The sequence below is a fragment of the Reyranella sp. genome (genome assembly GCF_965229815.1).
Taxonomy (GTDB): domain Bacteria; phylum Pseudomonadota; class Alphaproteobacteria; order Reyranellales; family Reyranellaceae; genus Reyranella.
The window spans coordinates 2,358,939-2,374,781 of record NZ_CBDDJN010000006.1 but is presented as its reverse complement, the minus strand read 5'-3'; the positions used below and the strand labels follow the sequence as shown (position 1 = coordinate 2,374,781).

Here is a 15,843-nt window from a genome sequence, read left to right as displayed (position 1 = left end):
CGGATTGCGTCGGGGTCCATCCCGACATATTTGCAGAGCTAGAAGTGCAGATAACGTTGCAGGCGGGCATGTCGTTCCTCTTCAATCCGTTCGATGCGGCCGCCGTGGTCGTGCTGTGCGCCGCAGTGTTCGGCTACCTGAACTACCGGTTCCTCGGCCTGCCGCAGACCACCGGCCTCACCATCATGGGGGCACTGGCCTCGGTGATCGTCGTCGTCCTCGACCGTTTCCTGCCGGCCGAGGGCAGCCACGCGGTGCGGCAGGCGATCGAGGGCATCGATTTCCGGTTCGCGCTGATGGAAGGCATGCTCTCCTTCCTGCTGTTCGCGGGCGCCCTCCATATCGACCTCCACGAGATGCGGCGGTCGAAATGGGCGATCGGGATCATCACCCTGTTCGGCGTGCTCGCCTCGACCGCCTTCATCGGCGGTGGCGCCTGGGCGCTGGCAGAGGTTTTCGGGCTCGAACTCCCGCTGCTGTGGTGCCTGCTGTTCGGTGCCCTGATCAGCCCGACCGATCCGGTGGCGGTGCTGGGCATCCTGAAGTCGGCCAAGGTCCCGGCCCCGCTCGAGGCGACGGTCGCCGGCGAGAGCCTGTTCAACGACGGCATCGCGGTGGTGGTCTTCTCCATCCTGCTCGGCGTCGCCTCCGGCACGGGGGAGGCGACCCTGGCCGAGGCCGGCCGCCTGTTCGTCCTCGAGGCACTGGGCGGGGCGGCGGTCGGTGCCGTCGCGGGATGGATCGCCTTCGTCGCCCTGCGCTCGATCGACGAGCACAATCTCGAGGTCATGATCACCCTCGCGCTGGTCATGGGCGGCTATGCGCTGTGCCACCGGCTGGAGGTCAGCGGTCCAATCGCCATGGCCGTCGCCGGTCTGATCATCGGCAATCATGGCCGGTCGCTGGCGATGAGCGAGATCACGCGCGACCATGTCACCAAGTTCTGGTCGCTGATCGACGAGATCCTGAACGCGGTGCTCTTCCTGCTGATCGGCCTCGAGGTGATCATCGTCCTCGACGAGCCGTGGTTCCTGGTGTTCGGGCTCGCCGCCGCCCCGCTGGTCCTGGTGGCACGGGCCGCCTCGGTCGGCGTGCCGGTGGTGCTCGCCTATCGGCTCCTCCGCCTCACGCGCGAGTCCTACGCCATTCTCGTGCTGGGCGGGGTACGCGGCGGCATTTCCATTGCCCTCGCCCTGTCCGTCCCGGCAGGCCCCTACAAGGGCCTGATCGTGTCGTCGACCTATGTCGTCGTGCTGCTGTCGGTGCTGTTGCAGGCGCCGGTCGTGGGGTTCGCCGCCCGTCGGCTCTTCACCGGGAAGGCGACGACGCCCTCCTGACGCCGCAGCTCGCCGCGCAGGGTGGCCAGCCCGCTGTCGGGCTGCGGTCCGGCGGCCGCGATGACGCGTTCGAGCCCGTCCAGCAGTCCGTGCAGGACGTCGGCGTCCTTCGCGCCATAGCGCGCGATGGCGGCGAAGGCGTTGGTCGCCAGCATGTCGAAGTCCAGCGTCTCGACGATCACCCGCAGCTTGCCGTCGTCGTCGGCGCGGCAGGCGGAGGGTACGCCGCGGCCGGCAAGGCGGACCAGCGCATCGGTCAGACGGTCGACGCAGTAGAGGCCGGTGGTGGGATCGTTGATGCCGGGCGACAGGGCACGCTGGGCGATCTCGACGAGTCGGCGAATCGAGAAGGCGAGATCCTGGGCCGGTGTCCGCTCGTCGCCGAGGACCATGGCCTGGCGCAACGCATCGGCTCTGCCGTCGTCGATCCGCTCTGCCGGCGCGGCTTCGAGAAAGGTGCGGTCCGGCGTCACGAAGGTTCCCGGTTCGACCAGCACGCGCACGACGAGGTCGTGCTCGCTGGCCAGCGCCATCAGCGTGTCGGCATCGATGAATTGGACGTAGCCGCTGTGGCGCGGTCGCAGGGCGCAGGCTGTGGTGCCTTCCGGCGGAAACACGTCGTCGGGCGAGGCCTCGTCCGGCGCCTCGTGGCCGAGCTTCTCGGGGTAGAGCCGGTCGATCGCCTCGCGGGTCTCGGCGGCCAGTCCGGCCAGCACCGATTCGATGCGGATCGACTGGGCGGTATGGTGGATGAAGTAGATCAGCACTGCGAGGCTCGCCAGCGCCAGCAGGACGCCGACCGCGACCGAGATGTGCGGCACGAAGCTCGACCCCTCGACCCCCTTGACCGTTCGCAGCACCAGCAGGCAGTAGACGAACGTGGCGATGAAGGTGCCGAGCACGACCTGGTTGCCACGGTCGCTCATGAAGTTTCGCAGCAGTCGCGGTCCGAACTGTGACGAGGCGAGCTGCAGGGTCAGCATGGTGATCGAGAAGGTGAGGCCCGCAACGGTGATCATCGAGCTGGCGATCGCCGCCAGGATGGCGCGGGCGCCCTCGGGGCCGAACAGGTAGACCCAGTCGATCTCGCGATAGACTTTCTCTTCGATCATGCCGTCGACAGCGATGAGCACGAAGGACAGTGCGATGGCGCCGATCGTCATCAGGCTCGGCAGGAACCAGAAGCTGGTGCGCAGCCGGTCCCACACGGCCAGCAGCCGGATGGCCGAAAGGAAGGTGCGGGTGCGGTCCGAGAGTTGCAGGGGCATGAACCTCAACGCTTGGCGGTGACGCCGGCTCCCGGCCCGCCGTCCGGCGAAACGATCAAAAGCCGACGAAGAATGGCGCGACGCGCCAGCGCCGTCTCGGGGAATCGTCGAAGACGACGAGAAAGAGCTGGGCGAACAGCGCCTCGACCCGGGGATCGTCGGGCCCGGTGGCGTCGGTCCAGGCCGTCGTGAACGACAAAGCGAGGTCGTTGCGGCAGTAGATGGCGAAGACGTTGAACGGCCGCGCCGCGACCGGCGGCCGGTGCCGGACCTCGCCGGCGCAGACCCGCGCCGCCGTCAGGTCGTTGGCGGCGTCGAACACCAGGACGAGGCGGTAGTAGGGACTGACCGGCTCGGGCGGGCCGTCATAGGTGAAGGTGAGGTTGGGGCGCGGCTTGGCGGCCTGCATGACCGGCAGCAGGGCCCGTCGCACCTGGTCGGCCGGCAGGCGCGGGAAGGGCGCGCCGTCCATCACGACCTGGAAGTTGCGACCGTCGGTGACGGCGAAGAACTCCCCATAGTCGTAGGCGGGATCCCAGTAGGCGCCGCCGATCGTGCCGCTGGCCGAGCAGCCGGTCAGCACGAGCGCGAGGGAGACGAGGAAGGCAGGGAGACGGCGCACGTCCGGAAACGGATTGTCCAGGGGCGCGCTGCGGCCGGATCAGATCGGCCGGCCGGCGCTCTGCGGCCAGCGTGTCATCAGCGCGTTGCTGGGCCGGGACTCGTCGGTGACCTTGCGGGCGGTCTCGACCCCGGCCACGGGCAGCCCCTTCGGGTCGAGCAGCCCGACCTGGACCAGCACCGAGGCCTGGTCCCAGTAGATATGCTCGTGCGCAACCTTGTCGCCCTGGAAGCGCACGATGGCGACGAGCGGCACCTCGACCCGCTTCCCCGTCGGCGGGATGCCCGGCAGCATCCAGTCGATCTCGCTGGTGTGGGTGAAACAGAAGATCAGCTCGTCGACGATCTGGTCGGCACCCACGGTGCGGCTCACCGGCCTGAGCTCGGTATCGGGCGGATTGCCGCCGATGAAATGGTACTTGTAGAAGCGCTTGAGCTCGTCGTGACCGACCCCGCCGGTCATCGTCGGCACGTGGTTGACGTAGGGCCGCTCGACCATGGTCGCCATTGTGGCGTCGACGTCGCGCGTCTCGAACTCGTGCCGGCAATGCGCCTCCCAGAGGGCTGCGAGATCGGGCATGGGTCCTCCCTACAGCATCCCGAACAGGCGGGCGACGCGCTGGACGCCCTGCCAGACCGGATCGAGGCCGGCGAAGGTCTTCACCATCTCGTTGCCGTCCGAGAGCAGCGCCCTGAGCTTGACGCTGTCCGGCTCGTTCTTCTCGGCTTCCTTCTTGGCGTCCTCGAAGAGGATGCGCAGCTCGCGCATCTCCTCCTTGTAGTCGTCGTCGATCGCCTTCAGCGACTGGGAGAGGGCGTCGACGAGGTCCTTGCGGTGTTCGGTCATGATGATGCTCAGGCGGCCTTCCTGGTACGATGGGCGGCGATCGTCGCCCAGAGGCTGGACGCGGTCACCGGCATGTCGACGTGCTTGACGCCGGTGTGCGGGTATATGGCATCCACGATGGCGTTGACCACTGCCGGCGGCGCGCCGATCGCACCAGCCTCGCCGGCGCCCTTCACGCCCAGCGGATTGGTCGTGCAGGGGCTGTTGTGCAAGTCGAAGTGGACGTGCGGCACGATGTCCGCCCGCGGCAGCGCATAGTCCATGAAGCTGCCGCTGAGCAGCTGCCCCGATTCCGGGTCGTAGACGGTCTTCTCCGTCAGCGCCTGGCCGACGCCCTGGCCGACGCCGCCATGGACCTGGCCCTGCAGCAGCAGAGGGTTGAGGGCGGCGCCGAAATCGTCGACCACGCTGTAGTTCGCGATCTCGAGCGTGCCGGTGTCCGGATCGATCTCGAGCTCGCAGATGTGGCAGCCGTTGGGGAAGGTGTCGGCGGCGGGCGTGCGCGTGAACTCGTCGTCGAGCCCGGGCTGCTCGCCGGCCGGCACGTGCTTCGGGTTCTTCGCCGCCCGCGCGACCTCGAACAGGCTCATCGTGCGGTCGGTGCCGACGATCCTGAAGGCGCCGTCGCCATAGTCGATGTCGGCCGCCGCCGCTTCCATGACGCTGGCCGCGACCAGCTTGCCCTTGGCGATGATCTTGTCGGCGACGCCGATCGTGGCCGTGCCGGCCACCGAGACCATGCGGCTGCCGCCGGTCATGCCCTCGGGCACCGTGTCGGAATCGCCCTGCACGAAGCGGATGCGGTCGGCGTCGATGCCGAGCCGCGCCGAGGCGATCTGGCGGATCGCGGTTTCCTGGCCCTGGCCGTTGCTCTGGTTGCCGACGAAGATCGTGACTGTGTCGTCGTCGTTGAACTTGGCGACGGCCGTTTCCGGCGGCCCGCCGCCGCACTTCTCGACATAGGTCGCCATGCCGATGCCGCGCCACTTGCCGCGCGCCAGCGCCGCGGCGCGGCGGGCCGGAAAGCCCTTCCAGTCGGCCTTCTCCATGCCCTTGCGCATGACGGTTTCGAAGTTGCCCGAATCGTAGGTGTCGCCGAGCGCCGTCGCGAACGGGATCTGCGCCGGCTTGATGAGGTTGCGCGCCCGGATCTCGTCCGGCGCCAGCCCGGTCTCGCGCGCGATATGGTCGACGAAACGCTCCAGCAGGTAGGCCGCCTCGGGCCGGCCGGCGCCGCGATAGGCGTCGGTCGGCACGGTGTTGGTCATCACGCCCTTGACGTTGATGTAGGCCGCCGGCGTCTGGTAGAGGCCAACCAGCATCGAGCTCCCGGCCAGCGTCGGGATGAAGACGCTGAAATGGTTGAGGTAGGCGCCCAGCGCGGCATAGGTCGTGATGCGGCAGCCGAGGAACCGGCAGTCCTTGTCGAGCGCCATCTCGGCGATCGAGACATGGTCGCGCCCCTGGACGTCCGACTGGAAGGCCTCCTGGCGGTCGGGAATCCACTTCACGGTGCGCTTCAGCGTCCGCGAGGCCCACACCACCATCGGATACTCGGGGTGGACGAAGATCTTCATGCCGAAGCCGCCGCCGACGTCGCCGGTGCGCACGCGCAGCTTCGGCGAGCCGATCTTCAGGATCATGTCGGCCACCACCGGGCGGATCATGTGCACGCCCTGGGAGGAGAGCCACAGCGTCGAGCGGTCGTCCTTGCCGTCGTAGGTGCAGATGGCGCCGCGCGGCTCCATCGAGTTCACGATCAGGCGCTGGTTCACGATCTGCAGCTTGACCACGCGGTCGGCCTTGGCGAAGGCGGCGTCGGTAGCGGCTTGGTCGCCCATCGCCCAGTCGAAGACGATATTGTCCTTGATGTGGTCGTGCACCAGCGGCGCACCGGGCTGGGCCGCCTCGAAGGTGCCGACGACGTGCGGCCGCGGCGCATAGTCGACCTCGATCAGCTCGGCGGCGTCGCGCGCCTGCTCCAGGGTCTCGGCCACGACCAGCGCCACCGGGTCGCCGACATGGCGCACGCGGTCCTGGGCCAGCATGGGACGGGGCGTGTCGCCGCGCGGCGTGCCGTCCCGGTTGTCGAGGGGCACGATGCAGGGCACATCGCCGAAGCCCGCCTTCTTCACGTCCTCGCCGGTGAACACCAGGAGCACTCCCGGCGCCTTGCGGGCCGCTTCCGCGTCGATCCGGCGAATGTCGGCATGGGCGTGCGGCGAGCGCAGCACATGGGCGCGCGCCGGCGCCGGGCCGTCGAGCCGGGTATCGTCGGTATAGCGCCCCCCGCCGGTCAGAAGGCGTGGATCCTCGAGCCTGCGAACCGACTGACCGATACCGAATTTCGCCATGGCTTCCTCCGTTTGGCGGAGGTTACCAAGGCCCCGCGAAGCGTGTCACCAGCCCTGCGACGCCGGAAGGAGCCGCACGCTGCAATGCAACGTCCCTGGCAGGGCCACGTTGCTTCCGCGGCCGCCAGCATGACCCCAACCCCGTCCCCCTCCGTCGCGTCGCCCGGGCCCGTGGATACCGAGCGCGTCGACTATGTGGCGCTGCCCGTCGGCAGCGCCATCGGCCGCTACGAGGTCCTCGAGGTGCTCGGCCAGGGCGGATTCGGGATCACCTACCTCGCCCGCGACACGCAGCTTGGACGCGAGGTCGCCGTGAAGGAATACCTGCCGGCGACCCTCGCGGTACGCCAGGACGGGCAGTCGGTCCTGCCGCGCTCGACCGCCGTTGCCGACGATTTCGGCTGGGGGCGCGAGCGCTTCATGGAGGAGGGCCGGACACTCGCCAACCTGCACGAGGCGCCGGCCATCGTGCGCGTGTTCGACTTCCTCGAGGCAAACGGCACGGCCTACATCGTCATGGAGCGCCTGCGCGGTGAAACGCTGGAGGACCGCGTGCGCGGCGGTGGCCCGCTTCCCGCGGCCGCCTTCGAGGCCATGCTGTGGCCGCTGCTGGTCGGCCTCGAGAAGGTGCACGAGGCGGGCTTCCTGCATCGCGACATCAAGCCGGCCAACATCATCCTGGGCGCCGACGACAAGGCGACCCTGATCGATTTCGGTGCGTCGCGGGCGGCGATGGCGGATCGCACGCGCACCATGACTGCCATCTTCACGCCGGGCTATGCCGCGCCCGAACAGTTCACGGCGGCCAAGCAGGGGCCCTGGACCGACATCTACGGTCTCGCGGCGACCCTCTACTACGCCGCTGCGGGCGAGGCGCCGCCGAGCGCCTTCGACCGGCTGATGGAGGATGCGTACGAGCCGCTGGCGAGCCGCCGGCCCGACGGGTTGCCCGAGGGCATGGTGGTGGGGATCGACGCGGGTCTCGCCGTTCACCTCGAATCCCGTCCACGCAGCATTGCGGGATGGCGCGCCCTGATGCGCGGCGAGCTGCGTGGGGACGATCAGACGATCGTGATGCGCGCAGCCGTCGCCGCGCCGGCGACGACCCGTCCGGCGACTGCGCCGACGCCACCGACGCTGCCCACGCCCCCCACACCGCCGACTCGCCCCTCCCGGCTCGCCGTCAGGGCGCGACCGACCGGGATGCGCCGCTGGCTGGTGCCCGTGGTCGGGGCGGTGCTGCTCGCGGCGGCCTTCGGGTACTACACGTTCGCGCCGCCGCTCACGCCGCAGGCCGCGACCGTCGCGGCGCCACCGGTCGAGACGGCGGCGGCGCCGGCTCCGTCACCTGCCGGTGCCAGCGTCGAACCGTCACCCGTGATCGCGTCCGCGTCCGGCGGCGGGACGCTGGCGCCGGACAAGCCGGCTCCCGACGGGACGGCCTCGGCGGAGAGCACGGAGGAGGCGCTCAGGCTCGGCGTCGGGGAGCGCCAACGAATCCAACGCGGTCTCACTTCCCTTGGCTTCGACACACGCGGCGCCGACGGTGCGTTCGGCCCGCGGTCGCGCGAGATGATCGCGGCCTGGCAGAAGGGCCAGGACCAGGAAGCGACGGGGTTCCTCACGCGGCCGCAGAGCCAGGCGCTGCTGCGCGCCGCGCCGCCCGCGCCGCCGGAGGCCCCGCGCATCCGCCCACCCGCCGTCGAGGGAATCGAGGGCGTCTATGCCGGCTCCCTGTCGGGCTCGGCGACGGGCGGTGGCCCGGGGACGCTGGCGCCCATGCAGGCGGACCTGCGGCTCGTTGGCAACCAGCTGACCGGCCGTCTGATCCATCCCGCCTGCGGGCCCCTGCCGGTGGCCCTGTCGATCGACGGCGCCGGCGGCGTTCGCGGCAGCCTGCGGCTCTACGAGGCGACCGGCTGCACGACGAACCCGGCATCCGCCGGCGGGCGGCTGTCGGCCGGCGTCCTGACCCTCGACCTGCACGGCATCGATGTCAGCTACCGGGGGAAGCTGGCGCCGTCCGGCGGCCAGGCCGAGGCGCCGCGTCCGGCCCCGGCGCCGGAGCGCCGGGACAGGGCCATCGTTCCCTGAGGTCTCGCGACCTTACTTGGGGGTGCCCTACTTGGGGGTGCCCTACTTGGGGGTGCCCTACTTGGGGGTGATCGCCACGACGGCGATGTCGCTGCTGATCGCCGTGAGATAGTCGCCCGGCTTGACGCGCGGCAGCTGCTCGCGGCCGACCGGATTGGTGACGTTGAAGGTGCGCACCTCGCCGCCGGCCGGCTTGACCACCGAGATGGTGTTCGCCGACGGGTTGACGCCGGTGACCCACCAGTTGCCGACCGACTGGCTGCCCGCCACGGCCGCGGCCTGGCTGCCCGTCGTAGCGGCGGCGGCGACGCTGGTGCTGCTGGCGCGCGGCGCCTTGGCGTTGGGACCCGAGAGCACGAACGTGTCCTTCTCCTCGACGGCGATGATGACCGTGTCGCCGACCTTCGCCTGCGCGAAGTTCGCGACGGCCGGGCCGACCTTGCGCACGGCGGTCGTGCCGTTGGCGAAGGCGAGGGTCACGGTGCGCGCGGCGGGGTCGACGGCGGTGATGCGGGCCTCGGCGGCGTAGGTGGTGGTCGTCGAGATGCCGACGATCGGCTGGCTCGGACTCTGCGCCAGCGCCGCCCCGCCGGCCACCAGCGAGCCGGCGACGGCCGCACTGATCAGGTATCGCCTGTTGAACATGATTGCTCTCCTCCGTTTGCAAACAGCGCGGCCGCAACCATAGCCGCCCGCGCCATGGCCTGTCCGTTACCGCTTCGTTGAAAAAATTCAACCGCCTAAAGCTTGATGAGATTGGCTGGAAACAGCCAATCTCATCATGCCCACCGGCAACCTACGACAGTCGTGCGCGCGGATGAGACGAGGTGGAATCGCAAGCGATTCCACCTCATCTCATCCCGCTGTAGAGCATCGAGCGTTCGGTGGGAAGCGGGTGAACGCTCGATGCTGAAGGTAGGGGTGCCTGCCTTGAGGCGTTTCCGATCTATCGCAAGCCGCCTTGATGACGGCGCTTGCCTGCGCCGGGCAGCCGTCGGATGAGGGTGCCATGACCACCGCGTATCTCGCCGCCGAGGGTTTCCTCGCCCCGCTCGAGGAGGAACTGCAGCGCGCCGGCGTTGCCGCGCTGCGACGGCACGAGCGGCTGCTGATCGCCGAGGGGGAGGCGGTGCCGTCGGCCTGGGCCGCCAACGTCTGGCACGACTGCGTCGAGCTGCCGGTCGCCTCGATCGGCGGCGCGGCCCGGGCGCTGCGCGACCTCCAGCGCAACTGGGCGATGTACGCGCCCCTGCACCATCGGCGTGCGGCGTTGATCCAGGAGCGGCTGCCGCACGTGTCGGCGAAGCCGGTCGTCTTCCCGTCGGCGGCGCCCACCGCGCCGCTCGGATCGTGGACGCTGCTCGCGCCCGACCGGATGCTGGCCGCCGCAAAGTGCAGCGCGCCTTTTGCCAACGGCGAGGTCGCCTTCGTCGAGGATCGGTCGGGGCCGCCCAACCGCGCCTATCTCAAGCTCTGGGAGGCGCTCGTGCGGCTCGGCCGATGGCCACGGCCGGGCGAGCGCTGCCTCGACCTTGGCGCCTCGCCGGGCGGCTGGACCTGGGTGCTGGCGCGGCTCGGCGCCTCGGTCATCGCCGTCGACAAGGCGCCGCTCGACCCGCGGATCGCCGCGATGCCGGGCGTGACGTGGCGCGGCGAGAGCGCCTTCGCGCTGGTGCCGGCGACCGTCGGGCCGGTCGACTGGCTCTGCTCCGACATCGTCTGCTATCCGGCGCGCCTGCTGCGCCTGGTCGAGGCCTGGCGCGCCTCGGGGCTGGTGCGAAACTTCGTGTGCACGCTGAAGTTCCAGGGCGCCACCGACCACGACAGTGCCGCTTCCTTCGCCGCCATTCCCGGCGCCCGGCTGCTCCACCTGCACCACAACAAGCACGAGCTCACCTTCCTTCTGGAAGGTCCGTCGCCGGGCCGATCAGCGTGACAGGCCGCGCGCCCTGAGATCGCGCGCGATGTGGTCGACGAACAGGCGGACCCGCGAAGCCAGGAGGCGGTTGGTGGGGTAGACGGCGTAGATGCCGCCGCGCGGCATCGCCTGGTCGGCCAGGACGCGCGTGAGCTGCCCCGCTACCAGCGCATCGGCGACCAGCCAGTCCGGCACCGCGACCAGACCGAGCCCGGCCAGGGCCGCGGCGCGCAGCGAAGCGGAGGTGTTGATGAGAAGGCGCGGCTTGACCGCGATCGTCTCCGTGCCGATCCGCCAGGTGTCGCGCCAGGCGAGCGGCGCGAAGCCGACCAGCGGATGGCGCAGGATGTCGCGCGGCGTCTCGGGCGTGCCGGCCGCGGCGAGGTATCCCGGCGTGGCCACGATGATCACGGTCGAGCTCGCGATCCGCCGCACGACGAGCTTGGGCTCGGGGCGTTCGACGACGCGGATGGCAAGGTCGAGACCCTGCTCGACGAGGTCCGCCGCGGCCGCGGCTTCGACGAGCTCGATCTCGAGGGTCGGGTAGGCGGCGAGGAAACCGCCCAGCCCAGGCACGATGTAACGGTCGGCGAAGCCGTCGGGCGCGCCGACGCGCAGGCGGCCGGCCGGTTGACGACGCGTCGACTCGGCCTCGCGGCGGGCGCCCGCGAGATCGTCGAGCAGCCGGCGGCAGTGGCGATAGAAGGCGGTGCCGGCCTCGGTCGGCCGCACCCGGCGCGTCGTGCGCTCGAGCAGTCGCACGCCAAGCCGCTCCTCGAGGCCGCGCACCGTCTCGCTGACCGACGACTTGGCGGTCTGCAGCGCGGCCGCCGCCGCGGTGAAGCTGCCGCGCTCGACGACGGCGGCGAAGGCCTCGATGCCGGCGAAACTGTCCATGTGCGATTGTTCGCTCCGGCGAACGATCTGTCCAGAAGCACCGTCTCCCGGCGGCGCCCGGCCGGTCGTATCCCATGAGCGTCACAGGAGGAGACGAGACATGGATACGCTGGATGTTCTGGGCGCGCCGATGATCGTGAAGCGCGACGACGGGCTGTTCCTGGCCGAGCACCCGATCCCGCCGGGTTATTTCGTGCCGCCGCACCGCCACGCCGACGACGAGGAGATGCTCTACGTGATGGAGGGCGAGCTCACCCTGCTCGACGAGGCGGGCGAGCGCCGGGCCGCCGCCGGCAGCGCGCTCCGCTTCTCGCCGGGCACGCTGCACGGCTTCCGCAACGACACGGCCGGGACGGTCCGGCTGCTGGTGATCGCCCAGCCCGGCGTGCAGGCGGCGGAGATGTTCCGCCACTTCGATCGCGCCGGCCGGGCGGGACCGCTTGCCCCGGCCGACATCGCCGCCATCGCCGGCGAGTACGGCGTCCGCTTCGGCTGACGGCAAGCTGCCGTCAGCGCCAGGGCGCGCGGCGCAGGAAACCTGTCACGTGGGCGCGGAAGCCGTCGATGAACTCCCGCGCCACCGGCGAGACGCTGCGATGCGCGGGGTAGAGGGCGGCGAACTCGAAGTCGACGCGCGGCTCGAACGGCCGGGTGACGATGCCGCGCGTGGCGTACTCGGTGGCGGTGAAGGGCTCGCAGAGCGCCACGCCGGCGCCCGAGCCCGCGAGCGCGCAGGCGATCTCCGACAGCGGCGTCTCGATGCGCTGGATGCGCGTCACGCCGTGCTCGGCGAAGATCCGGTCGGTGCGGAAGCGCGACAGCGCCGAGGGGCCGAGCGAGATGAAGTTCTCGCCCTCGAAGTCGCGCGGCCGGATGCGCTTCTTGGCGACCAGCCGATGGCCGTGCGGCAGCACGGCGAGCAGCGGCGCCGCGGGCATCGACTCGCGCGCCACCGCGCCATGCTCCATCGAGGCCTCGGCGAAGCCGAGATCGGACTGGCCTTGCGCCACCGAGGCCAGCACGGCGTGCGACACCAGTCCCGACAGGACGAGGTCGAGCCTGGGCCGGTCCTTGAGGAAGGCGCCGACGAAGCGCGGCAGGAAGCCGTTGGCCAGCGCCGGCAGGGCGGCGATGCGCAGGAACCCGGCGCGCCGCGTGCGCAGCTCCGTCGCCATCTGCTCGATGCGCTCCAGGCCGACGAAGGCGCGTTCGACCTCGCTGTAGAGCGACAGCGCCTCGCTGGTCGGCACCAGCCCCGTGCCGCGCCGTTCGAACAGGACCAGCCCGAGATGGCGCTGCAGGTCGCGGATCAGGCGGCTGACGGCGGGCTGGGTGACGTTGATCAGCGCCGCCGCCGCGCCGACCCCGCCGGTCATGACGACGGCGCGAAAGGCCTCGATCTGGCGGGGATTGGGACCGCGCATGGCGCTTTATAACATCCTGTTATGAAAGCGGCCGAAAAATCGAATTTGACGACATCATGACTGAACCTCGACCATGTTGCCGCGGCAGGAGGGTGCCGCGGACAGGAGGGGCTATGAGGCGTTCGATCTACGGCGCCGCGCTCGCGGGCGCGATGGCGATGCTGGCCGCGGCATCGGCGGCGGGACAGACCAAGACGCTGACGGTGGCCGCCTATGGCGGCTCCTGGGAGCAGCAGCTGCGCAAGAGCGTGATCCCGGAGTTCGAGAAGAAGCACAACGTCAAGGTCGAGTACGTCGCCGGCAACTCGACCGACACGCTGGCCAAGCTGCAGGCGCAGAAGGCCAACCAGGTGATCGACGTGGCGATCGTCGACGACGGGCCGATGTACCAGGCGATCCAGCTCGGATTCTGCGCCAGGATCCCGAACCTCGACAAGGGCGAGCTCTACCCGTCGGCCCTGTTCAAGGACGACAAGGCCGTCGCGATCGGCCAGACAGGCACCGGCTTCATGATCGACACCAAGACCTTCAAGGAGAAGGGCTGGGCGACGCCGACCTCGTGGAACGACCTCAAGGATCCCAAGTTCAAGAAGCTGCTGGTGATCCCGCCGATCAACAACACCTACGGGCTCTACACGCTCTTGATGTACGCGCGCCTGAACGGCGGCGGCGAGAACAACATCGAGCCCGGCTTCAAGGCGATGAAGGAGCAGGTCAATCCCAACGTGCTGGTCTACGAGCCCTCGCCGGGCAAGATGACCGAGCTGTTCCAGTCCAACCAGGCGCAGATCGCGGTATGGGGCACCGGTCGCGTGCAGGCCTTCGCCAACACCGGATTCCCGGTCGACTTCATCTATCCCAAGGAAGGTGCGCCGATCCTGCTGGCCTCGGCCTGCCCGGTGGCCAAGGCGACGATCGATCCGCTGGCCTACGAGTTCATCAAGCTGCTGATCTCGGCGCCGGTGCAGACCGTCCTCGCCAAGGAGATGGGCAACGGCCCGGTCAACACCAAGGTCGACGTCAACATGCCGGAGCTCGCCATGGCGCCGGTCGGCGAGCGCGCCAAGAAGGTGATCGCCTTCGACTGGGACGTCATCAACGCCCACCGCCAGGAGTGGACCAAGCGCTGGAACCGCGAGGTCGAGCGGTGACCGCCGCGCTCGCCTTGGGGAGAGGAGCCTGAACGAATGATGCGATGAGCTTCCTCGCGCTCGAAGGACTGACGAAGCGCTTCGGCACGCAGGCGGCGGTGGACGGACTGTCGCTGCAGGTCGAGCAGGGCGAGTTCGTGTCCCTGCTGGGACCCTCGGGCTGCGGCAAGACGACGACCCTGCAGATGATCGCGGGCTTCGTCGAGCCGACGGCGGGTTCGATCCGGCTGGAGGGGCGTGACCTGCTGGCGGTCAAGCCGGCCAGGCGCGGCCTCGGCATCGTGTTCCAGAGCTACGCGCTCTTCCCGCACATGACGGTGGCGGAGAATGTCGGCTTCGGGCTCGAGATGCAGGGCGTCGCGGCGGCCGAGCGCCGGACGCGGGTGGGCGAGACGCTCGAGCTGGTCGGGCTGGCGGCCCTCGCCGGCCGCTTCCCGCGACAGATGTCGGGCGGGCAGCAGCAGCGCGTGGCGCTCGCCCGCGCCCTGGTGATCCGGCCGCGAATCCTCCTGCTCGACGAGCCGCTCAGCAACCTCGACGCCAAGCTGCGCGAGGAGATGCAGATCGAGCTGCGGCAGATCCAGCGCAGCGTCGGCACCACGACCATCCTGGTGACGCACGACCAGGCCGAGGCGATGGCGCTGTCCGACCGTATCGTGGTGATGAACCGCGGCCGCGCCGAGCAGGTCGCGCCGCCGCACGAGGCCTACGAGCGGCCGGCGACGCCGTTCGTCGCCAGCTTCCTCGGCAAGACCAACCTCGTGAAGGGCGACACGGTGCGGCCCGAGCGCATCGCCTTCGCCGCCACCGGCCTCGCCGGCCGAGTCCGTACCCGCATCTTCCAGGGCAACCACTGGCTCTACCAGGTCGAGACCGAAGACGGCCTCGTCACCGTCATCCGCCAGAACACCGGCGAGGCCATGCCGGGCGAAGGCGACGCGGTGCACCTGGCGTGGGGGACGACGTGATGTCTGTCGTCCTGAGCGCAGCGAAAGACCTCATCGCCGGTCGCCATCGGCATGAGATCCTTCGCTGCGCTCAGGATGACAGCGTTGGTCGCGCCACGAGGGAGGTGGAATGAACCGCACCCCCTACCTCCTCAGCCTGCCGGCGCTGCTGCTGTTCGCGGCGATCGTGCTGGTGCCGCTCGCCATGACGGTGGCGCTCTCGTTCCACGACTGGGGCCAGTACAAGGGGATCGAGCCGGTCTTCGTGCTCAAGAACTGGCGCGAGGTCTTCACCGATTCCTACTATCTCGAGATGTTCGGGCGGACCTTCCGCATCGCCTTCTTCGTTACCCTGCTGACGGCGGTGTTCGGCGCGCCGGAGGCCTACATCCTGAACCGCATGCGGAGCCCGTGGCGCGGCCTGTTCCTGCTGGTGATCCTGGGACCGCTGCTGATCTCGGTCGTGGCCCGCACGCTGGGTTGGGCGCTGCTGTTCGGTGGCAGCTCGGGACTGGTCAACAAGGCATTGGCCGGGCTCGGCCTGATCTCGGCGCCGCTGCCCTTCATGTTCACCGAGACCGGCGTCGTCGTGGCGCTGGCCCACGTGCTGATGCCCTACATGGTGCTGGCCGTGTGGGCGGCGCTGCAGCGCCTCGACCCGCAGGTCGAGAATGCCGCCGTGGCGCTGGGCGCGGGGCCGTTCACCGTGCTGCGCCGGATCGTGCTGCCGCAGGTCATGCCCGGCATCCTGTCGGGCGCCGTCATCGTCTTCGCCCTGGCCGCCAGCGCCTTCGCCACCCCGGCGATCATCGGCGGGCGGCGGCTGAAGGTCGCCTCGACGCTGGCCTACGACGAGTTCCTGAACACGCTCAACTGGCCGCTGGGCGCCGTCGTCGCCGTCCTGCTGCTGGTCGCCCTGGTCGCCATCGTCGCCGGCGCCAGCCGGCTGGTCGAGCGGCGCTACGCCCAGGTCTTCGGGTGAGGG

At 69.9% G+C, this 15,843-nt stretch carries 15 protein-coding genes; 7 read left to right on the top strand and 8 right to left on the bottom strand.

The window, feature by feature from the left end; translation table 11 throughout:
• Positions 1 to 44: 44 nt before the first annotated feature.
• A complete protein-coding gene (locus tag ACO073_RS22680; protein WP_422000523.1) occupies positions 45 to 1,337 on the top strand; it encodes a cation:proton antiporter in 1,293 nt (430 codons plus the stop codon).
• On the opposite strand, the gene ACO073_RS22675 is transcribed toward ACO073_RS22680, so the two are convergent.
• From ACO073_RS22675 to ACO073_RS22655, 5 genes are read right to left on the bottom strand one after another with little or no spacing between them, the layout of a single operon-like run.
• Positions 1,241 to 2,605, bottom strand: a complete 1,365-nt coding sequence (locus ACO073_RS22675) for a DUF2254 domain-containing protein (RefSeq protein ID WP_422000522.1) — start codon at positions 2,603 to 2,605, stop codon at positions 1,241 to 1,243. The two genes, ACO073_RS22680 and ACO073_RS22675, sit on opposite strands and share 97 nt — an antisense overlap.
• Before the next feature lie 55 nt (positions 2,606 to 2,660).
• Positions 2,661 to 3,227, bottom strand: a complete 567-nt coding sequence (locus tag ACO073_RS22670) for a hypothetical protein (protein WP_422000521.1) — start codon at positions 3,225 to 3,227, stop codon at positions 2,661 to 2,663.
• Positions 3,228 to 3,266: 39 nt separating this feature from the next.
• A complete protein-coding gene (locus ACO073_RS22665) occupies positions 3,267 to 3,806 on the bottom strand; it encodes an ester cyclase (protein ID WP_422000519.1) in 540 nt (179 codons plus the stop codon).
• Between the two features lie 9 nt (positions 3,807 to 3,815).
• Positions 3,816 to 4,073: a hypothetical protein gene (locus ACO073_RS22660; protein ID WP_422000517.1), complete on the bottom strand. Its 258-nt coding sequence runs from the start codon at positions 4,071 to 4,073 to the stop codon at positions 3,816 to 3,818.
• Positions 4,074 to 4,081: 8 nt separating this feature from the next.
• Positions 4,082 to 6,427 (bottom strand): xanthine dehydrogenase family protein molybdopterin-binding subunit, encoded by a 2,346-nt coding sequence (locus tag ACO073_RS22655; RefSeq protein WP_422000515.1) that lies wholly within the window; start codon positions 6,425 to 6,427, stop codon positions 4,082 to 4,084.
• A 171-nt stretch (positions 6,428 to 6,598) separates the two neighbouring features.
• Between ACO073_RS22655 and ACO073_RS22650 the strand changes: the two genes are divergently transcribed.
• Positions 6,599 to 8,521, top strand: coding sequence for a serine/threonine-protein kinase (locus tag ACO073_RS22650; protein WP_422000514.1), 1,923 nt, complete (start codon positions 6,599 to 6,601; stop codon positions 8,519 to 8,521).
• 57 nt (positions 8,522 to 8,578) lie between these two features.
• On the opposite strand, the gene ACO073_RS22645 is transcribed toward ACO073_RS22650, so the two are convergent.
• Positions 8,579 to 9,166 carry a hypothetical protein gene (locus ACO073_RS22645; protein ID WP_422000513.1) on the bottom strand — a complete coding sequence of 196 codons (588 nt, stop codon included), beginning with the start codon at positions 9,164 to 9,166 and terminating at the stop codon, positions 8,579 to 8,581.
• 364 nt (positions 9,167 to 9,530) lie between these two features.
• Between ACO073_RS22645 and ACO073_RS22640 the strand changes: the two genes are divergently transcribed.
• Positions 9,531 to 10,457 (top strand): SAM-dependent methyltransferase, encoded by a 927-nt coding sequence (locus ACO073_RS22640; protein ID WP_422000511.1) that lies wholly within the window; start codon positions 9,531 to 9,533, stop codon positions 10,455 to 10,457.
• Here the strand turns inward: ACO073_RS22640 and ACO073_RS22635 are convergent.
• The gene (locus tag ACO073_RS22635; RefSeq protein ID WP_422000509.1) at positions 10,449 to 11,336 is read right to left on the bottom strand and encodes a LysR substrate-binding domain-containing protein; all 888 of its coding nucleotides are present in this window, start codon (positions 11,334 to 11,336) and stop codon (positions 10,449 to 10,451) included. The genes ACO073_RS22640 and ACO073_RS22635 overlap by 9 nt on opposite strands.
• 100 nt (positions 11,337 to 11,436) lie before the next feature.
• Between ACO073_RS22635 and ACO073_RS22630 the strand changes: the two genes are divergently transcribed.
• Positions 11,437 to 11,832 carry a cupin domain-containing protein gene (locus ACO073_RS22630; protein WP_422000508.1) on the top strand — a complete coding sequence of 132 codons (396 nt, stop codon included), beginning with the start codon at positions 11,437 to 11,439 and terminating at the stop codon, positions 11,830 to 11,832.
• 13 nt (positions 11,833 to 11,845) lie between these two features.
• Here ACO073_RS22630 and ACO073_RS22625 read toward each other — a convergent pair whose 3' ends face one another.
• The gene (locus ACO073_RS22625; protein WP_422000506.1) at positions 11,846 to 12,760 is read right to left on the bottom strand and encodes a LysR substrate-binding domain-containing protein; all 915 of its coding nucleotides are present in this window, start codon (positions 12,758 to 12,760) and stop codon (positions 11,846 to 11,848) included.
• A gap of 113 nt (positions 12,761 to 12,873) precedes the next feature.
• Here ACO073_RS22625 and ACO073_RS22620 point away from each other — a divergent pair, with 113 nt between their 5' ends.
• From ACO073_RS22620 to ACO073_RS22610, 3 genes are all read left to right on the top strand, one after another.
• Positions 12,874 to 13,911, top strand: a complete 1,038-nt coding sequence (locus ACO073_RS22620; protein WP_422000504.1) for an ABC transporter substrate-binding protein — start codon at positions 12,874 to 12,876, stop codon at positions 13,909 to 13,911.
• Between the two features lie 44 nt (positions 13,912 to 13,955).
• Positions 13,956 to 14,879, top strand: coding sequence for an ABC transporter ATP-binding protein (locus tag ACO073_RS22615; RefSeq protein WP_422000502.1), 924 nt, complete (start codon positions 13,956 to 13,958; stop codon positions 14,877 to 14,879).
• Positions 14,880 to 14,988: 109 nt separating this feature from the next.
• Entirely contained in the window at positions 14,989 to 15,840 is an 852-nt protein-coding gene (locus ACO073_RS22610; RefSeq protein ID WP_422000500.1) for an ABC transporter permease, read from the top strand.
• The last annotated feature ends 3 nt before the right edge of the window (positions 15,841 to 15,843 follow it).

Excerpts from the sequence above, each read along its gene's own strand:
- ACO073_RS22675 (WP_422000522.1), bottom strand. The coding sequence starts at position 2,605 with ATGCCCCTGCAACTCTCGGACCGCACCCGCACCTTCCTTTCGGCCATC.
- ACO073_RS22665 (WP_422000519.1), bottom strand. The coding sequence starts at position 3,806 with ATGCCCGATCTCGCAGCCCTCTGGGAGGCGCATTGCCGGCACGAGTTC.
- ACO073_RS22660 (WP_422000517.1), bottom strand. The coding sequence starts at position 4,073 with ATGACCGAACACCGCAAGGACCTCGTCGACGCCCTCTCCCAGTCGCTG.
- ACO073_RS22655 (WP_422000515.1), bottom strand. The coding sequence starts at position 6,427 with ATGGCGAAATTCGGTATCGGTCAGTCGGTTCGCAGGCTCGAGGATCCA.
- ACO073_RS22645 (WP_422000513.1), bottom strand. The coding sequence starts at position 9,166 with ATGTTCAACAGGCGATACCTGATCAGTGCGGCCGTCGCCGGCTCGCTG.
- ACO073_RS22640 (WP_422000511.1), top strand. The coding sequence starts at position 9,531 with ATGACCACCGCGTATCTCGCCGCCGAGGGTTTCCTCGCCCCGCTCGAG.
- ACO073_RS22635 (WP_422000509.1), bottom strand. The coding sequence starts at position 11,336 with ATGGACAGTTTCGCCGGCATCGAGGCCTTCGCCGCCGTCGTCGAGCGC.
- ACO073_RS22630 (WP_422000508.1), top strand. The coding sequence starts at position 11,437 with ATGGATACGCTGGATGTTCTGGGCGCGCCGATGATCGTGAAGCGCGAC.
- ACO073_RS22625 (WP_422000506.1), bottom strand. The coding sequence starts at position 12,760 with ATGCGCGGTCCCAATCCCCGCCAGATCGAGGCCTTTCGCGCCGTCGTC.
- ACO073_RS22620 (WP_422000504.1), top strand. The coding sequence starts at position 12,874 with ATGAGGCGTTCGATCTACGGCGCCGCGCTCGCGGGCGCGATGGCGATG.
- ACO073_RS22615 (WP_422000502.1), top strand. The coding sequence starts at position 13,956 with ATGAGCTTCCTCGCGCTCGAAGGACTGACGAAGCGCTTCGGCACGCAG.
- ACO073_RS22610 (WP_422000500.1), top strand. The coding sequence starts at position 14,989 with ATGAACCGCACCCCCTACCTCCTCAGCCTGCCGGCGCTGCTGCTGTTC.